Origin of the sequence: Hansschlegelia quercus (genome assembly GCF_004310425.1) — a bacterium.
GTDB lineage: Bacteria > Pseudomonadota > Alphaproteobacteria > Rhizobiales > Methylopilaceae > Methylopila > Methylopila quercus.
The window spans coordinates 174876-192458 of the sequence record NZ_SIUB01000006.1 but is presented as its reverse complement, the minus strand read 5'-3'; the positions used below and the strand labels follow the sequence as shown (position 1 = coordinate 192458).

The following is a 17583-nucleotide window of genomic DNA, read 5'->3' as shown; positions in this document are numbered from 1 at the left end:
GACCCCGAGGAGAGAGCAAGCCCGGCGCCACGCGATAGCGCCTGAGGCGAACCGTGACGTGCGGCTTACTCGCCCGGCACGATCCCGGGCTGCGGGGCGGCGCGCCGGTCGCGGATCGCGCCGAGAAGACGGCCGGTGACGTGCCAGAAGCCGCGATGGCTGCCTTTGTGGTACGGGCTTTCCGGCGGCAGCGCCTCGCAGAGGCGGGCGTGCGCCGCGCCGAGCGCATGATAGGGCAGTCGCGGCAGCAGATGGTGAAGGCCGTGATAGCGCAGTCCGACCGGCGCCCAGAGCATCGGCAGGGTAGCCGGCGGCGGCACGTTGACCGAGTCGAGAAACTGCTCGGTCACGCTCATCTCGTCGCCCTCGTTGTCCCAATGGTGGGCGACGAGAGTACGGAACTGGTTCACCACAGCGACCGCGGAACCGAGGGCAAGCGCGGTGAAGAACACCCGCCAGGAAATGACGCCCGTAACGGTGAGCCAGACGAACGCATTCGCCCAGATCGAGCACAGCGTTTCGAGCAGGATCCACAGCGGGCGCTGCGCGTCTGTCGGATGGTCGCGCAGGAATGCGGGATTGATCGCGAGCGCGGAGAAGCGCTCGACCACCGTCTTGCGGAAGGGCGGAATGATCGCCGCGAGCGGCGTCAGCAGGCCGAAGCGGATCAGCAGGCCGACCGGCGCGAGCGCCGAGATCGCGATGAAGGCCGCGACATGCCAGAAGGTCTGGCGCGCGAGCGGCATGTATTCGGGATCGAGCGCCGTGCCGTAGCGCGACTTGGCGTGGTGCTGATTGTGCACGCCCTCATACATCAACGACGGCACGAAGAACGGCACGCCGATCAGCGCGTTGTAGCCGGCCTTGAAGCCCGGCACGTCCTGAGCGCGGAGGTGGCTGACCTCGTGGATGAAGCTGACGCCGCGGTAGAAGGCCAGCGCCGAGATTACGAAGGCCGCGCTCTTGAGCACGAGGCCCGGCAGCAGCACGGCGCCGGCGAGCGCCGCATAGGCGACGACCGCCGTGACGATCAGGTCGGTCCAGTAGACTGCGGGCCTCGCCTTGGCGAGATCGGCGGTCAGCTTGTGGGCGACGCTGACAAGATTGCGCTCGGTCAGGGCCTCGGGGCGGATCGTGTCGGCGGGCATGGGATCGCTTCTAAAATGTCGCGAAAATCGGCCCCTACATAGCATTTTTGCGGGCTCAATGACAGCGCGGACCGTCTTCACGATGCGCAACGGAGCATTGCGGAGGGTGACGGGTCGACCTGTCATTCCCGGCTGCAGCGCAGCGGACTGCCGGGATCCATTCCCGCGATGTCGCAAGATCGATCGGATCGAAGCGTTCTCAGCCGCTCACCACGCGGAGCGTCGCCTTGTCCACCACCGCCAGCACACGCGCCAGATCGTGGCCACGCTTCAGGATCAGGCCGGTGGTCGTGACGACCGCATAGGCCCCCTGCTTGCGGGCGAGCTTCGGCGTCTTCTCGATCCGGTAGAGCGGCGCCTCGCTTGCGCGGCGGAACACCGAAAACACCGCCTTCTCCTTGAGGAAGTCGATGGCGTAGTCGCGCCATTCGCCGGCCGCGACCATCCGGCCGTAGACGGTGAGGATGGCGTTCAGCTCGCGGCGGTCGAAGGAGACCTCGGCCGGTGGGGCAGGGGCGGCGGGAGAGGTCGCAGCCGGAGGGAAGAGACGTATGGGCTCTTCGTCGATCATCGCGTCTTCCGAATGGGTCGCCCGGGCATGATCGCGCCGCAGGCGGATGCGCGCAAGCCGCGCTAGCGGTCCAGCGCCTTCAGCATGGCTGCGTCGAAGGTCGCGGGATCCTCGACCTGCGGCGCATGGCCGAGGCCCGGAAGCTCCACGAGCGTCGCGCTGGGGATCGCCGCCGCGGCCTTGCGCCCGAGCGCGGGATAGTCGCCGAGCGTCTTCGCGATTTCCGGGGCGGCGCGGTTGGCGCCCGGCGCGGTTCGGTCGGTCTGGCCGATGATCAGCGTGGTCGGAACCTTGATTTGCGGGAACTCGTAGAGCACAGGCTGCGCGTAGATCATCTCGTGCGTGCGCGCGCCGGTCCACGCCACGTCCTCGCGGCCCGCGCCTGCATAGAGCCCGGCGTTCATCGCGGCCCAGCGGTCGTATTCCGGCTTCCACTTGCCGTCGTAATAGAACTTGAGCTGGTAGGCCTTCACCGTGTCGAAGGTGGTCTTCAGCTCTTCCTCATGCAGTTTGTCGACGGTCGCGTAGGGCACGCCCTTGGCCTTCCAGTCCTCGAGGCCGAGCGGGTTGACCATGATCAGCCGCTCGGTCGCTTCCGGATAGGTCAGCGCGTAGCGCGCGGCCAGCATGCCGCCCATGGAATGGCCGAGGATCGTGGCCTTCTCGATCCCGAGGCTCTCCAGCAGCGCATGCGTGTTCGCGGCGAGCTGAAGAAAGCTGAACTGGTAGCCCGCGGGCTTGGACGATTTGCAGAATCCGATCTGATCCACCGCGACGACGCGGAAACCCGCGGCGGTCAGAACGTGGATCTGGTCCTCGAAGGTCGCGGCGCAGAAATTCTTGCCGTGGAGCAGGACGACAGTCCGGCCGTTCGGCTTTTCGGGTGCGACGTCGAGATAGGCCATCGACAGCTTCTCGCCTTGCGAGACGAAGTCGCGGCGCTCGACGGGATAGGGGTAGTCGAAGCCCTCGAGCTCAGGCCCATAGGAGGGGCGCTCCTGCGCGGCGGCCGGCGAAAGCGTGGTCAGCAGCAGGGCCGCAATGGCGAACAAAATTCTCAAAACTGCTCCCGAACCATGCGTGAGGCCGTGGTCGCCGCGCCGGGGCGGATGACGTCGGTCTGCGCCGCGCCGAGGATCGGCCCAGGCTGGCCGCCCGTGCCGGCCTGAACGAGCACGGCGACGCCGTCTGCGCCGGGGCGCATCGCCTCGTCGGCCGCGATGTCGAAGCGAGCCGGCGCGCCGTCCCAGGCGCCGAGCCTCGTCATATGCCGCACGACGTTAACGTAATCGACCGTCGCGCCTGCGTTCTCTCCGCCATCGATATGCACGGAGCGCGAGCGCTCGACGGCGAACAGCCACACCTCCGCGCGGCTCTTAGCGATCGGCGCGCGCGCGGTGGAGACCGAGACTTCGATGATCCCATCGGCGGCGGAGACCGCCACCGGCAGCGGCAGCCCGACGTCTCCCGCGCGGCCGAGCGCGCCGATCACAGCCGGGCCGGCGCCGCCGACGATCGCCTCTCGCCCGTTCACGACCACCTGCGGCGTGAAGACCTTACGGTCGCCGCGGGCACGGGCATAGGCCTTCTGGCGTGCGGCGTTCGCGGGAGTCGCAAGCGTGTCCTTCCAGCCGAGATAGTCCCAGTAATCCACGGGCAGCGTAAGCACGAGGGTGCGGTCGCCGCGGGCGAGCTCCGTCGCGATCCTGTCGGCCGGAGGGCAGGCCGAGGAGCCCTGGCTCGTGAACAGCTCCATCACCGCGCGCGGCGCTTCGGCCTGTTGGGCGCTGGCGAAGCCGCTGGCGGCGAGAGCGAAAACGGCTGACAGGAGACAAGCGAGGCGCATCGGCTTTTGGAGTCCGCGAGGGCGCTGGACCCTCATTGTGGGTAGCGGGGACCGCCGGCGCCACTCACAACGGGGTGACGCCACCGAAGCGTCATCCCGCCGAGCGGAGCGAGAGCCGGATCGTGCGAAGGATCGAGCCCAGTTCGGAGGATATCCCGGATCAGCGGCTTGGAGCCGCCGTCCGGGATGACGCTTGCAATCAGCGCAACAGTCGGTCTTTTCAGGCCGCGAGGCTGCGCAGCACGTAGTGCAGGATGCCGCCGTTCTTGAAGTAGTCGAGCTCGTCGAGCGTATCGATGCGGCAAAGGAGCGGAACCTTGCGGACCGAGCCGTCCGGCGACGTGATCTCCGCCTCAAGCCTCACGCGAGGCCGCAGGCCTTCTGCGAGGCCGTTTAGCGTGACGGTCTCGTCGCCTTTGAGACCGAGCGTCTGCCAGCTGTCGCCTTCCTGGAAGGTGAGCGGGACCACGCCCATGCCGACGAGGTTGGAGCGGTGGATGCGCTCGAAGGACTGCGCGACCACCGCGCGGACGCCGAGCAGATTGGTGCCCTTGGCCGCCCAGTCGCGCGACGAGCCGGTGCCGTATTCCTTGCCGGCGAACACGATCAGCGGCACGCCTTCCGACTTGTACTTCATCGCGGCGTCGTAGATCGGCATCTGCTCCCCGTCAGGGAAGTGCTTGGTCATGCCGCCTTCCACGCCCTCCAGCATCTGGTTCTTGATGCGGATGTTGGCGAAGGTGCCGCGCATCATGACCTGATGGTTGCCGCGCCGCGTGCCGTACTGATTGAAGTCCGCCGGGCGGACCTGATGGTCGCGTAAGTATTCGCCGGCGGGCGAAGCCTGCTTGATGGAGCCGGCCGGCGAGATGTGGTCGGTCGTGATCGAATCCAGAAACAGGCCGAGGATGCGGGCGTCCTCGATGTCGGTGATCGGCTCGGGCTCGTGCCGCATGCCCTCGAAGTAAGGCGGGTTCTGCACGTAGGTGGAGCCGCCTTCCCACGCGTAGGTCTCGCCTTCGGGCGCCGCGATCTTCTGCCAGTTCTCGTCGCCCTTGAAGACGTCGGCGTATTTTTCGCGAAACATCGCGCGGGTGACGTTCTCGCGAATGAAGGTCTGCACCTCCGCGTTCGAAGGCCAGATGTCCCTGAGGTAGACCGGGCCGTCCGTCCCTTCGCCCAGTGGCTCGGTCGCGAGGTCGATCTGGAGCGAGCCGGCGAGCGCGTAGGCGACGACGAGCGGCGGGGAGGCGAGGTAGTTCGCCTTCACGTCCGGGTTCACGCGGCCCTCGAAATTGCGGTTGCCGGAGATCACGGCGCCGGCCACGAGATCCGCGGAGTTGATCGCCTCTGAGATTGGCTCCGGTAGCGGCCCGGAATTGCCGATGCAGGTCGTGCAGCCGAAGCCGACGAGGTTGAACCCTAAGGCGTCGAGGTCCTTCTGGAGATCGGCGGAGGCGAGATAGCCCTCGACCACCTGGGACCCCGGCGCGAGCGATGTCTTCACCCACGGCTTGGTCTTGAGGCCCTTCGCAACCGCGTTGCGGGCGAGCAGGCCCGCCGCGATCAGCACGCTCGGGTTCGAGGTGTTGGTGCAGGACGTGATGGCGGCGATCGTCACGTCGCCATGGCCGAGGTCGTAGTCCGTTCCGGCCACGGGCACGCGCCTCGAAGCCTCGCCCGGCTTCTTGAACTCGCCTTCGAGCGCCGCGAGGAAGCCGGCCTTGGTGTCCTTCAGCAGCACGCGGTCCTGCGGGCGCTTCGGGCCCGCAAGCGAGGGCTCGACCGAGCCGATGTCGAGCTCGAGAACGTCGGTGAACACCGGGTCCGGCGTGCCGGCCTCGCGCCACATGCCTTGCGCCTTGGCGTAAGCCTCGACGAGGGCGAGGCGGTCGGGATCGCGGCCGGTCTCCTCGAGATAAGCGAGCGTCTCGGAATCGACGGGGAAGAAGCCGCAGGTCGCGCCGTATTCCGGCGCCATGTTGCCGATCGTCGCCCGGTCGGCGAGCGAGAGGTGGTCGAGGCCGTCGCCGAAGAATTCGACGAACTTGCCCACCACGCCCTTCTTGCGCAGCATCTGCGTGACGGTCAGCACCAGATCGGTCGCGGTGATGCCTTCCTGCAGCCTGCCGGTCAGTTTGAACCCGATGACTTCGGGGATCAGCATGGAGACCGGCTGCCCGAGCATGGCGGCCTCCGCCTCGATGCCGCCCACGCCCCAGCCGAGCACGCCGAGGCCGTTTACCATCGTCGTGTGGCTGTCGGTGCCGACGCAGGTGTCGGGAAAGGCGACGGTCTCGCCGTTCTCGTCCTTCGTCCAGACGGTCTGGGCGAGATATTCCAGGTTCACCTGGTGACAGATGCCGGTGCCGGGCGGCACGACGCGGAAATTGTCGAAGGCCGTTTGGCCCCACTTCAGGAAGCGGTAGCGCTCCTGGTTCTGGCGGTACTCTTCATCGACGTTCTTGCCGAAGGCGGCGTTGTCGCCGAAGAAATTGACGATGACGGAATGGTCGATGACGAGATCGACCGGCACCAGCGGGTTGATCCGCTTCGGATCGCCGCCGAGATGCACCATCGCGTCGCGCATCGCCGCCAGATCGACCACCGCCGGAACGCCCGTAAAGTCCTGCATCAGCACGCGGCTCGGGCGGTAGGCGATTTCGTATTCGCCCTTGCCGCGGTTATCGAGCCAGTCCTGGATCGCCGCGATGTCCTCCTTCTTGACCGTCCGCCCGTCCTCGAACCTGAGCAGGTTCTCGAGCAGCACCTTCATGGAGAAGGGGAGGCGGGACACGCCCTCCAGACCGTTCGCCTCGGCGTCGGGGATGCTGTAGTAGCGGTAGGACTTAGCCCCCGCCGACAGGGTTTTCGCCGAGCGGAAGCTGTCGGGATGGGACACGGACTGGTCGCTCCTTTTCGAAGGCGCGCCGCCCCGCGGGTTCGCTTGAGGCCAGATGTGCGCCGCACAAGATTGCTCGGGTCTTATATGGGAAATCAAGCGTCCATTGAAGCCGCTTCCGCCCACCGGCTCCTGACGAAAACACGCATGCTTGAAACCGTTCCAGCATCTCCGGAACGGCTGCGATGAGGCTCGTCGCGGAGGCGCTCACCGTCGCGCGCGGCGGAACCGTGATCCTCGAGAACGTCGTTTTCGCCGTCGAAAGCGGCGGAGCGCTGTCCGTCATCGGGCCGAACGGGGCCGGCAAGTCGACGCTATTGCGGTCGATCGCCGGCCTGCTGCCGCCGCTTTCGGGCGAGGTGCGGCTCGAAGGCGCGGACAACGATGCGCCCCCGCGCGAGTCCATGCACTTGCTGGGGCATCTCGACGCGGTGAAAAGCGGTCTGTCGGTGCGGCGGAACCTGATCTTCGCCCGCGACGCGCTCGGGGGCGAAGGCGGCGTGTCCAGCGCGCTCGACCGGGTCGGGCTCGGGTCTCTTGAGGAACTGCCGGGCTCGGCGCTTTCGGCCGGGCAGAAGCGCAGGCTCGCTCTGGCGCGGCTGCTCTGCGCGCCGCGGCCGATCTGGCTACTGGATGAACCGACGGCGGCGCTCGACATACGCGGACAAGCGTTGCTTTCTGAGCTTGTCGAAGAGCACCGCAAGGCCGGCGGGATGGTGATCGCGGCCACCCATGCCGACCTCGCTTTCGGGAGAGGCGCGACGCTCGACCTCGGCCTCGCGTCGCGCTCGGTTCCTGCTGAGGTCGATATCGACGCTTAGTCGATGATCGCCTTGCCGGAGCCCGCAGCTTCAGCTGAGGCGATGGCGGCCTTCAGCTGCGTCGGGGCCTTCTGGAAGGCCTCAGGCTTCAGCATGGTGAAATACTTCTCGAATGTCTGCGGCTCTTCGCCGGTGACCTGACCTGAACTCGGATCAACGAAATAGGTGGTGAGCTTGTTGCCGCCATCGGCGAGCACCTTCACCTCCCAGCGCCCGCCGTAATCGTCGTCGAATTCGACTTCGGTCGCCTTGCCGCCCTTCGCTTCTGCGGCTTCGACGGCCTGCGAGATCGTGACCTTGGCGTTCATCGCCATCTCGGTTTCGTCGGCGGCGTAGCCAGCCGTCGGCAGCGCGAGGGTGGCGGCGCCCAGGGCGAGCGAGGCGGCGATGGCGGAAAAGCGGGTCATTCTTGTATCCTCCGTGTTCGGCCGATAGTGCGGCCGCTTACCCGAGCCCAACGCGTATGCAGGTGGTATGTTTCAGGTTCTCCCCGCCGGCGCCGCGTTCGTGATCACAGCCAAGTGACATGTCCCCCAGCCGCTCTCTTCCTGCGCGACCTCGCGCTCGCCCGCAGCGGCGGCGCCGGGCTCGGCGTCGTGTTCTTCCTGCTGGTCGTGACGCTGACGCCGTTTGCTGTCGGTCCGGACCTCGCGCTGCTCGGCCGAATCGGTCCGGCGATCCTGTGGCTTGGGGCGCTGCTCGCGACGCTGCTCGGCCTCGACCGGCTGCTGCAGGCCGACCATGAGGATGGCGGGCTCGACCTGATCTTCCTAGCGCCCGCGCCCTTCGAGCTGATGATCGGCGCCAAGATCCTGGCGCACTGGACGACGACCTGCCTGCCGCTGGTGATCGCGGCGCCGCTGTTCGGGATGATGCTGGACGTCGGGCCGGAGACGACGCTCCGCGTCGCTCTGGCGCTGCTCGTCGGCACGCCGGCGCTCGCCTGCCTCGGCACGGTCGGCGCGGCGCTCACCGTCGGTTTGAGGCGAGGCGGGCTGCTCGCGCCTGTGCTGATCCTCCCGCTCTCCGTGCCGGTCCTGATCTTCGGCGTCGCAGCCTGCGATCCCGGCCGCGACGTGACAGGCCCGATGAGCGCGCTAGTCGGGCTCGCGCTCGTCTATGGCGTGCTCGGGCCTATCGCTGCGGGCGCGACCCTCAGGCTGCTCCGGGAATAGGAGGCCAGGAAGCCGTCTGCCGACGGCTCCCTGTCTGGTTTCCTTATCTGTCGTAGCGGGGTCCGTTCCCTCGGCGGTCGCCGTCCGCGCGCCGATCGCCGTCACGATCATGGCCCCGGTCGCCGTCGCCCCGACGCGTGTCGCGGCGCCGGTCGTCGTCGCGACGCCGATCGTCGTAGCGGCTGCGTTCGTAGCGGCCGTCGCGGCGATGATCGCGATAGCCGCGGTCGCTGTCGATGAACACGCGGTCGTTGTAGCCGTAGCCGCCGCCATAGCCATGCGGACGATCGTGCTCGCAGGCCGCGAGGCCGAGCGCCAACGCCGAGATGGCGAGGAATGGGATGGCTTTCATGTGGTCTCGATGCTCCTTGTTCGCCCCGAAGGACCATACATGGCTGGCGGGAGAAGGCCGCCCCGGCCATTCGGACCATGATCGCGGCGGCAGAACGCAGATGACGCGCTTGCGACCGATGGCCTGTTTCGAAAGAGTCGAAGGCGCCGTAGTAGACAAAGCGCTGTTCCGTCCGGAGCTGACAGGCGGAGAGCCGGGATCGCCCTCAGGAAGGGCGCAATTCTCAGCTGATGATCCTGCTCGGCAGGTTTGCCGCCGTCCGGGATGACGGTTTCTGCGTAAAGACGGACCTCATGGGCATCCTCTCCCCAGTCGCCGCGCTCGCGAACCCCGCACGGTTCTCGGCATTCGCCGTCCGGATCCTGCCGTGGCTCGCCGGCGCGACGGCGCTCGCCATCGGCTATGGGCTCTATCTCGGCCTCGCGGTCGCGCCTGCGGATTACCAGCAGGGCGAGACGGTGCGGATCATGTTCCTGCACGTGCCGGCCGCCTGGCTCGCCATGATGGGCTATTCGATCATGGCCGTCGCCAGCCTCGGCGTGCTCATCTGGCGCCATCCCCTCGCCGACGTCGCCGCCAAGGTGGCGACCCCGCTCGGCGCCGCCTTCACCTTCCTCGCGCTCGCCACCGGCTCGCTCTGGGGCAAGCCGATGTGGGGGACCTACTGGGTCTGGGACGCGCGGCTGACCTCGTTCCTCATCCTGTTCCTAATGTATCTCGGCCTGATGGCGCTGCGCTCGGCGATCGACGAGCCTTCGCGCGCCGCCAAGGCTTGCGCGATCCTCACGCTGGTCGGCTCGATCAACATCCCGATCATCAAGTTCTCGGTCGACTGGTGGAACACGCTCCACCAGCCGGCGTCGGTCATGAAGATGGGCGGCCCGGCGATGGACCCCTCGATCCTGACTCCGCTGCTCGTCAACGCGATCGGCTTCACGCTGCTGTTCGTGACGCTGCACCTCGCCGGGATGCGCACCGAACTCGCCCGCCGGCGCCTGCGCACGATGCGGCTCACTGCCGCGCGCGCGCCGCGCCTTGCGCCGGAGCCTGCGGAATGAACGACCCCCATGTCGGCTTCATCGTCGCGTCCTACGCCATCGGCTTCGTCGTCATCGGCGGGCTCGTCCTCTGGACGGCGATCGACCACCGCCTCACGAAGCGCGCGCTCGCCCGCGTCGAGGCCGAGAGCGGCCGCAGGCGCTCAGCCCGATGACCGACTCGACCAACGCCCCGAGCCTTGCGCGGCGCGCGATCTTCTTGGTCCCGCTCGCGGTCGTGCTCGCCGGCGTCGTGTTTTTCGTGGGCGGCCCGACCGGCCTGCTCTCAGGACGCGATCCCGCGGCGCTGCCTTCCGCCCTGATCGGCCGTCCGGCGCCGGACACGACGCTGCCCGCCCTTGAGGGCCTTCGCGGCGATTCCGGGCCGATCCCGGGCTTTTCCCGCGCCGACCTGTCGGGCGGCGGCGTGACCGTCGTCAACGTCTTCGCCTCCTGGTGCGCGCCTTGTCGCGACGAGCATCCAACGCTGATGAAGCTCAAGGAGAGCGGCGTCCGGATTATCGGGCTGAATTACAAGGACGACGCGGAAAACGCCCGCCGCTTCCTTGGCGGCCTTGGCTTGCCCTATGAGCGCGTCGGCGCCGACCCAAGCGGCCGGGCAGGCGTCGAATGGGGGGTCTACGGCGTCCCGGAGACCTTCGTGATCACCGGCGACGGGCGCGTCGCGTACAAATTCGTCGGACCGCTGGGCGATGACACCGCGGAGAGCCAGCTCATGCCGCAGATCGAGAAGGCAAAGGCGCTGGCGGCGAAGTAGCGCTGCGCTTCACCCTCCCAGGACAGGAGAATGAAGAAGCCTACTCCTCCATGATCTCCGTGCTTTCGATCGCGATACCGAACCCCGCGAGGCCGACAAACTGGCGGGCGTGGCCAGCCAGCAGCGAGATCTTGCGGGCGCCGAGATCGCGCAGGATCTGCGCGCCGACGCCGATCTCGCGCCACCGCTCGCGGCGTTGGCGGGCGGACATGTGCTTTTCGCCGGAGGGATCGTCCTGCTCATGGGCGTCGGCCGCGTCGCGGAGCACCGACAGATCGCGGATCAGCACGAAAACGCCGCGGCCATGGTCGCCGAAACGGGCGAGCGCATTGTCGAGCCAGCCCTTCGAAGTCGCCGCGCCGCGGAGCAGGTCGGTCAGCAGGTGCTCGCGATGGATGCGGCAGGGCACGGCGCCCGGAGCGCCGATGTCGCCGACGGAGATCGCGACATGCTGGGTCTGCTCGAAGGGCGTCTCGTAGATCGTGATGGTTGCGTCGAGCCCGCCGATGCGGCGCTCGAAACGGTCTATGCGGCGCACGAAGGTCTCGCGGCGCGAGCGGTGGTCGATCAGATCCTCGATCGAGACGATCTTCAGCCCGTGCTCGCGCGCAAACGGCAGCAGTTCCGCCATGCGCTTCACCGTGCCGTCGTCGTTGACGATCTCGGCCAGCACGCCGACGGCGGGCAGGCCCGCGAGGTTGGCGAGGTCGGTCGCGGCCTCGGTGTGGCCGGAGCGGGTCAGCACGCCGCCCTCGCGGGAGATCAGCGGGAAGACGTGGCCGGGCCGCAGGAAGTCGCTCGCGATCGCATTGTCGGAAGCGAGCGCGCGGGTGGTGTTGGCGCGCTCCTCGGCGGAAATGCCGGTCGTGAGCCCGTTCCGATAGTCGACGGAAACTGTGAACGCGGTCCGCATCGGGTCCCGGTTGTTCGCGACCATTGGAGCGAGGTTCAGCGCGTCGGCGCGGTCCGCCGTCATCGGGGCGCAGATGATGCCGCTGGTGTGGCGGATCATGAAGGCGAGCTTTTCCTGCGTCGCCTTTGAGGCCGCCATGATGAGGTCGCCCTCGTTCTCGCGGTCGGTGTCGTCGACCACGACGACGAGTTCGCCGGCTGCGATCGCGGCGATCGCGTCATCAATGCTGTCGAGTTCCATGGAAGGTCCGCTCAGGCGCTTGCGCTCGAGGCCGGCGGCCCCGTGGGTCGCGGAAATGCACCCGTGGGCGGCGGCGGGTCAAGCAGGCAGAGGCGCACAGGACTCCAGCGTCCGGCGCAGGGTCTCGCTGTCGAACGGTTTCTGCACCACGTGCACGCGTCCGCCTTCGGCGAGAAGGGGCGGGACCTCGAACTCGTCGCGGCCGGTCGAAAACACGATCGGCAGTCCGGGCCGGCGCGCGCGCGCCCATTCCGCCAGCGCATGGCCGTCGATGTCGGGCAGGCCGAGATCGGTGAGCATCACGTCGATCCGGTCGTATTTGTCGAAAGCCGCCTTCGCCATCGTCCCATTGTGCGCTTCGACCACCTCATAGCCGAAGCTCCCGACTAGATCGGCCATCGCGAGCGCGATCATCGGCTCGTCCTCCACCATCAGGACGCGCGGCGGACCGTCGGAGGCTGCGGCCGGCGGCCGGGGCCTCGCGTCGAGGAGCTGGCGCAGCCTCAGCGCCAAAGCTTCCTTGCGATACGGCTTCTCGATGAGATGGACGTCAGGGTCGACCCGCCCCTGATGGACGATGGCGTCCTCGGCGTAGCCCGACATGAACAGCACCTTGAGCGACGGCCGGGCGAGACGGGCGAGCCGCGCGAGGTCGGGGGGCGTCGGCGTGCCTGGCATCACCACGTCGGAAAGCAGCAGGTCGAAAGGCTCTTGGCCGTCGAGCAGCGCCGCGGCCTCGCGCGTCGTCACGGCCTGGCGCACGGAGTAGCCGATCATGACGAGCAGATCGGCGACCGCCGCGCGGACCGCGTCGTCGTCCTCCAGCACGAGGATGCGCTCGCCGCGCCCGCGGGTCTCGCCGAGCGGCGGTAGCTCCTCCTCCTCCTCGGCGATCACCATTTGGCTGCGCGGCAGGCTGAGCCTGACGGTCGTGCCCTGGCCGGGCGCGCTGTCGATTGCGATGCGTCCATGGGATTGCTCGATAAAGCCCTGTACCTGCGGGAGACCCAACCCCGTGCCGCGTCCCTCGGGCTTGGTCGAGAAGAACGGTTCGAAGACGCGCGCCAGGACCGACGGCGGCATGCCGGAGCCGGTGTCGGAGACCGCGATCTCGATCGCGTCCTGCTCGGTCGTAAGGCCCGGCCGATTGGCGACGGCGATGGTGAGCGCGCCGCCGTTCTCCATCGCGTCGCGGGCGTTGATGGCGAGGTTCAGCACGGCGTTCTCGAGCTGGGCCGGGTCGACGAGCGCGGTCCAGCTTTCGGACGGGACCGACATCGAAACCTCAATCGTCTCGCCGAGCGAACGGTCGAGCAGTTCGGTCATCGACTGCACCAAGGCGCCGACGTCCGTCGGGCGGGGCGTCAGCGGCTGGCGACGGGAAAAAGCGAGGAGCTGGCGCGTGAGTTTTGCGCCGCGGGCGGCGCCCGCCATCGCATCCTTCAGGCGCCTCTCCATCGCCGGCGTGGCGGCGCCTTCAAGCTCGTGGGCGAGCAGATCGAGATTGCCTTTCACGACCTGCAGCAGATTGTTGAAATCGTGGGCGATGCCGCCGGTGAGCTGGCCGACCGCCTCCATCTTCTGCGCTTGACGGAGCTGCTGCTCGGCCTCGCGCCGTTCGGTCAGATCGCGCGCCGATCCTACGACGTGGAACGGCGCGCCGGCCGTCCCGAAGACCGGGGCGAGCGAAACCTCAAAAACCCGCTGCACGCCCTGGATCTCGACGATCTCCTCATAGCGCGCCGGCGCCCGGGTCCGTACGCTTTCGCCGATCTTTGCGACCAGGCGCGCGGCCATATCGTCCGGCATGAAATCCGCGAGCGGGCGGCCCTGAACCGCTTCGCGGCGGACGTCGAAGGCCTTCTCCAGCATCCGGTTCAAGGTCTCGGCGCGAATTTCGCCGCCGCTCGAGACCGACATCACGAAGACGCCGTCCGGCGTGTTGTCGATATAGGCGGCGTAGAGCGCGTCGACGTTGCGCCGTTCGCTGCGCTCGACCCGCCGGCCGGCGGCCTCCGAAGCGGCGCGCTGATTCGCCATCGCCAGATCGGCGGTTTGCTGCGCGACCAACCGCTCGAGTGCGACGCCCTGCGCCGCGGCCTCTTCGCGGCCTTTCGCGACATCCTGGATGTCGGTCGCGACGCCGAACCAGCGCTTGATCTCGCCGGCCGCGTCGCGGCGAGGCCAAGCCTTCGCGAGGAACCAGCGCCATGTCCCGTCGCGCGAACGAAGGCGGTATTCGGTCTGGTAGGCGTCGCCGGCCGCCAGGCTCGCGCGCCAACGCTCGAGCGCCTCGCTCCGATCGTCGGGATGAAGCCGCTCCATCCAATCTTCGAGGCTTGGCGCCACGGGTTCGGCGCCCGTATAGGCGAACCAGCGCGGGTTCACATAATCGATCTGACCGTCCGGAGTCGCCGACCACACGATCTGCGGCGAGCTTTCCGCAAGGGCGTCGAACCAGCTCTCGCTTTCCAGCAGACGTTGGCGGTCATTGACCGCGGCCTCCGTCGCCGTCGCTGCTTGTCTGGCCGGACTGGTCATCGCGTGGGCTCGCGCTCCCCTCGCACGGACTGCGACCCGGCGCTGCTCGAACGCCCCTAGGATAGACCGTTGCGGCGGGCCGCCTCAAGCCGGCAGAAAAAAAGGGCTCTCAGCCATTCGGCGCGAAGCCGCCCTCATCCGCCGGGCCGTCGTGGCCGGTGACGATGTTCGCGGCCGCCTGCTGACGCGGCGGGGGCGGAGCGGGCCGGCGATCACCGGTCTCGGCCGCGATCCGTCCCTCGACCCGCAGCGGCGGCGCTTTGCCCTGGCGGTCCTCGCCCATGTAGAGCGTGAGGTGCGGGTACGGCATTTCGATGCCGCGTTCGTCGAAGATTTCCTTCAAGATCTCGTTATACGCCCGACCGAGCGGCCATTGCTTTCCAGGCTCGGTCTTGATTGCGCCCGCGAACCGTGATCGCGCTGTCGCCGAATTTGGTGAGGCCGTGAAGTTCAAACGGCCCGATGATGCTGGGGCCATGCGCCTCTGTGGCGGCCAGGCGATCAAAAGCCTCCTGCATCGCCTCCTTCACCTCGGGGATGCTTTCGCGATAGGCGACCCCGATCTCGGCCATGTGATAGCTGAAGATCTTCGTCGCGTTCGAGACGGCGTCGACCGACGAGAACGGGATCAGGTGGTAGACGCCGTCGATCGAGCGAATGCCGACCGAGCGGATCGTCAGGTGCTCGACCGTGCCCTGGACGCCGCCGACCTTGACGTTGTCGCCGGTGTTCATCGCGTTCTCGAGCTGGATAAACGCGCCGGTGATGATGTCCTGGACGAGCTTCTGCGCGCCGAAGCCGATGGCGAGGCCGAGCACGCCGGCGCCGGCCAACAGCGGGGCGATGTCGACGCCGATCTCCGAGAGCGCCAGCATCGCGACTAGCACTACGAGCGCGATCGTGAAGGCGTTGCGGAAGAGCGTCAGCAGCGTCTTCTCGCGCGCGTTCGGCACGTGGCCGAACTCCGGGTTCAGCCGGTACTCGATCCATGACGATGTCGCGAGATACAGCGCGGCGCCGACGAGCACGATGATCACGGCGGTCAGTGTCGAGGTCGCTACGCGCGCCCCGGCTTCGCTCGACAGCCAGCCGACGAGATCGAGCAACGCCCAACTTTGCGCGATGACCAGCAGCACGAAGATCAGCACCACCACCCGCACGACCTTCAGGATCGCAGGGATGAAGGCGTTGAGCCGTTTTTCGAGCGCAGGCAGGCGCAGTCGAACGTCCTCCGGCAGCCGCATGCCGCCGGCGATCAGGCGCGAGATGAGGGCGGTCGCAAGCCCACCGATCGCGATGGCGGCGAGCGTCTGCACGGTCGCCCGCGCCATGAAGGGCAGCGCCTCCTGCGGGTTCGCGAGCCAGGTCACGAACAAAGCGGCGAGCCAGGTGAGTGCGACCCAGTGCCAGAAGCGCGCGAGGAAGGCGTAAAACGCCGTAAGCACGTCGCTGTTCGCGTGCTCCGCGTCGCCGGCCAGCCGTTCGCGCACCCGCTCGCGGTTCTGAAGCACGATCGCGACGGCCATCATCAGCGTCGCGAAGGCGACGACCACCCGCACGGCCTGTGCGGCGCTTGGCGAGACGGCCGCGGCGAGCACTGGGGCCACGAACAGGAAGGTGTAGCCAAGCGTCGAGACGATCCGGCCCGCCCAGAAATACCAGTAGTTCGCAGCCTCGTCCTCGATCGGCAGGACGCGGAGGGACGCGTGTCTCGGAGAGGTGGCGGCGCGCAAGAACACCCTCCCCATCTCCACCGCGAAAAACGCGTTGAGATAAAGCGTCTGGTGGATGTTCATCACGCCGAAAGAGCCGAACTGAAGCGCGAAGACGTACCCGCTGGCCCACGCGAGCGCGACCATCAACCCATCGACGAGGAAGCTCGCGACCAGCAGCCCGGACCGGGCGAAGAAGCCTGCGGTCCCGGCGCGGCGGCCGATCCAGCGATAGAACGGGATGCCGAGGGCGCGGAGGCCGGAGAACACGCCGAAGGTCACCGCGATCGTGAAGACGACCGCGAGCAGTTGCGGGACATCAAAGGCGTCGCCGCTGAGAATCTTCGAAGCGATGGAGCCGAGATCCCCGGCGAAGGAGGCGGTTGCGACCGCGAGAGCGGCCGTTCGCTCCGCCGCGCCCCGCGTATATTCGGCGATGCGGCGCGCGAAAGTCGGCTCGGTCGCGCCTTCGGCTTTCTTCGCGGCCTGCGCCGCAGCGTCCGGATCGGGCGCCGCCACCGGACCGTCGCCGGCCTTGGCTTTCGTCGCCTCATCCGGCCCGTGGGCTTCGGGAGCCTGCGTCGGCGCGGCCACGCCCTTCAGCCGCTCGATCAATGCGGCGCGGGCCTTGTCATCCTGCAGGATGCGGATCAGCGCGTCGACGTCGGCCGGCTGGGCCTGGGCAGCGTGCAGCGCCGCCTCCTGCGCTAAAGCTGGCCTGACGCCGAGGGCGAGCGTCATGAACAGCAGCAGAACGAACAGGCGACGCAACGCAGTCATCGAGCAGCGGCAAACATGGACAGGCTGGAACTCCCGGTTTGGGGCGGCCTGAACTAGGCCGCTCAAGCCCCGCCGCCAGCCCGACCGCCGTTCAGTCGGATGCCTCGAGCCTCTCCATCTGACGCTCCGCCCAGGTCCGGCCGGGCTCCCCGCCCCAGAGCAGCCAGGCGATGTAGCCGGCCGAGGGCTTCTCGTCGTCGCCAAAGTTCTCGGCCTTCTTGTCCACCTCGTGGCGGGCGAAATAAGCGCGCATCTTCTTGACGGTCTCAGGGGTCAGCTTGCGGCGCTCGGCGAGCTCCCGGCCGCGCGCGAGGCCGACTTCGGTCCCGCCGCGGCCGAATTCCTCACGGAGCTTCAGCCCCCGCTTTGCAGCGTCCACCACGGCCTTTGTCGGCGTCAGGTCGATCTCGGCCATCACGCCTTCTCCAGCTCGGAATGGGACTTCAGCGCCTTGGCCCCGTCCTCCTGCTCGACGAGGTAGGCCGGGTTGTCCTCGGTCGCGCGCCGCGTGATCTTCGCGCCCTTGATCGTGCGCTGGACGCGTTTGGTGAAGGTCTGCGCGACCGTGCCGGTCGCCTCGCCCTTTCCCCAGGACCAGGACACTTTCGAGCCTGTGGCGTAAGCCTTCGTCATTGCTTTCTCCCATGTCGCCGTCTTCGGTCGGCAACGTCGCGTTCGGGCGCGTCGTTCCGCATCGGGATCTGCCTCTGGATCGCGGGGCCCAAAGCCCCTTATGGTCCCGCGCGAACCCGCGCCCACCGCCTTGA

The 17583-nt window shown here is 67.8% G+C and carries 18 protein-coding genes; 5 read left to right on the top strand and 13 right to left on the bottom strand.

Translation table 11 applies throughout. The annotated features are described in order from the left end of the window. Positions 1–65: 65 nt before the first annotated feature. The 5 genes from EYR15_RS13195 to acnA form a co-directional block, all read right to left on the bottom strand. Positions 66–1148, bottom strand: a complete 1083-nt coding sequence (locus EYR15_RS13195) for a fatty acid desaturase family protein (protein ID WP_131004013.1) — start codon at positions 1146–1148, stop codon at positions 66–68. A gap of 199 nt (positions 1149–1347) precedes the next feature. Then, positions 1348–1719 (bottom strand): DUF2794 domain-containing protein, encoded by a 372-nt coding sequence (locus EYR15_RS13190; protein ID WP_131004012.1) that lies wholly within the window; start codon positions 1717–1719, stop codon positions 1348–1350. Between the two features lie 62 nt (positions 1720–1781). Further along, positions 1782–2774, bottom strand: coding sequence for an alpha/beta fold hydrolase (locus EYR15_RS13185; RefSeq protein WP_205741651.1), 993 nt, complete (start codon positions 2772–2774; stop codon positions 1782–1784). A 2-nt stretch (positions 2775–2776) separates the two neighbouring features. Then, positions 2777–3565: a DUF1223 domain-containing protein gene (locus tag EYR15_RS13180; RefSeq protein ID WP_165455499.1), complete on the bottom strand. Its 789-nt coding sequence runs from the start codon at positions 3563–3565 to the stop codon at positions 2777–2779. A gap of 220 nt (positions 3566–3785) precedes the next feature. Next, positions 3786–6467 carry an aconitate hydratase AcnA gene (gene acnA / locus EYR15_RS13175; RefSeq protein ID WP_131004011.1) on the bottom strand — a complete coding sequence of 894 codons (2682 nt, stop codon included), beginning with the start codon at positions 6465–6467 and terminating at the stop codon, positions 3786–3788. 185 nt (positions 6468–6652) lie between these two features. On the opposite strand from acnA, the gene ccmA reads away from it, so the two are divergent. Further along, the gene (gene ccmA / locus EYR15_RS13170; protein WP_131004010.1) at positions 6653–7288 is read left to right on the top strand and encodes a heme ABC exporter ATP-binding protein CcmA; all 636 of its coding nucleotides are present in this window, start codon (positions 6653–6655) and stop codon (positions 7286–7288) included. Here the strand turns inward: ccmA and EYR15_RS13165 are convergent. After that, the gene (locus EYR15_RS13165) at positions 7285–7695 is read right to left on the bottom strand and encodes a PepSY domain-containing protein (protein ID WP_131004009.1); all 411 of its coding nucleotides are present in this window, start codon (positions 7693–7695) and stop codon (positions 7285–7287) included. The two genes, ccmA and EYR15_RS13165, sit on opposite strands and share 4 nt — an antisense overlap. A gap of 114 nt (positions 7696–7809) precedes the next feature. Between EYR15_RS13165 and ccmB the strand changes: the two genes are divergently transcribed. Next, complete coding sequence (gene ccmB, locus EYR15_RS13160; protein WP_131004008.1) at positions 7810–8463, top strand: heme exporter protein CcmB; 654 nt, start codon at positions 7810–7812, stop codon at positions 8461–8463. Between the two features lie 43 nt (positions 8464–8506). Here the strand turns inward: ccmB and EYR15_RS13155 are convergent, their stop codons facing one another. Continuing rightward, positions 8507–8815 (bottom strand): hypothetical protein, encoded by a 309-nt coding sequence (locus EYR15_RS13155; protein ID WP_131004007.1) that lies wholly within the window; start codon positions 8813–8815, stop codon positions 8507–8509. Positions 8816–9108: 293 nt separating this feature from the next. Between EYR15_RS13155 and EYR15_RS13150 the strand changes: the two genes are divergently transcribed. The 3 genes from EYR15_RS13150 to EYR15_RS13140 are packed head-to-tail and all read left to right on the top strand — an operon-like array spanning position 9109 to position 10630. Next, positions 9109–9873 carry a heme ABC transporter permease gene (locus EYR15_RS13150; protein ID WP_131004006.1) on the top strand — a complete coding sequence of 255 codons (765 nt, stop codon included), beginning with the start codon at positions 9109–9111 and terminating at the stop codon, positions 9871–9873. Next, positions 9870–10028, top strand: a complete 159-nt coding sequence (ccmD, locus tag EYR15_RS13145; protein WP_131004005.1) for a heme exporter protein CcmD — start codon at positions 9870–9872, stop codon at positions 10026–10028. The genes EYR15_RS13150 and ccmD overlap by 4 nt, the downstream gene beginning before the upstream one ends. Then, positions 10025–10630 carry a DsbE family thiol:disulfide interchange protein gene (locus tag EYR15_RS13140; RefSeq protein ID WP_131004004.1) on the top strand — a complete coding sequence of 202 codons (606 nt, stop codon included), beginning with the start codon at positions 10025–10027 and terminating at the stop codon, positions 10628–10630. The genes ccmD and EYR15_RS13140 overlap by 4 nt, the downstream gene beginning before the upstream one ends. A 40-nt stretch (positions 10631–10670) precedes the next feature. Here EYR15_RS13140 and ribB read toward each other — a convergent pair whose 3' ends face one another. From ribB to EYR15_RS13115, 6 genes are all read right to left on the bottom strand, one after another. Beyond that, positions 10671–11783 carry a 3,4-dihydroxy-2-butanone-4-phosphate synthase gene (ribB, locus tag EYR15_RS13135; RefSeq protein WP_131004003.1) on the bottom strand — a complete coding sequence of 371 codons (1113 nt, stop codon included), beginning with the start codon at positions 11781–11783 and terminating at the stop codon, positions 10671–10673. A gap of 78 nt (positions 11784–11861) precedes the next feature. After that, positions 11862–14324 carry a response regulator gene (locus EYR15_RS13130; RefSeq protein WP_131004002.1) on the bottom strand — a complete coding sequence of 821 codons (2463 nt, stop codon included), beginning with the start codon at positions 14322–14324 and terminating at the stop codon, positions 11862–11864. Between the two features lie 109 nt (positions 14325–14433). Continuing rightward, positions 14434–14667: a hypothetical protein gene (locus EYR15_RS17200; protein WP_245498309.1), complete on the bottom strand. Its 234-nt coding sequence runs from the start codon at positions 14665–14667 to the stop codon at positions 14434–14436. 7 nt (positions 14668–14674) lie between these two features. Continuing rightward, positions 14675–16816 carry a mechanosensitive ion channel domain-containing protein gene (locus tag EYR15_RS13125; protein WP_245498308.1) on the bottom strand — a complete coding sequence of 714 codons (2142 nt, stop codon included), beginning with the start codon at positions 16814–16816 and terminating at the stop codon, positions 14675–14677. 91 nt (positions 16817–16907) lie between these two features. Continuing rightward, positions 16908–17231, bottom strand: a complete 324-nt coding sequence (locus EYR15_RS13120; protein ID WP_131004001.1) for a hypothetical protein — start codon at positions 17229–17231, stop codon at positions 16908–16910. Then, positions 17231–17449, bottom strand: coding sequence for a hypervirulence associated TUDOR domain-containing protein (locus tag EYR15_RS13115; protein ID WP_131004000.1), 219 nt, complete (start codon positions 17447–17449; stop codon positions 17231–17233). The genes EYR15_RS13120 and EYR15_RS13115 overlap by 1 nt, the downstream gene beginning before the upstream one ends. Positions 17450–17583: the final 134 nt, after the last annotated feature.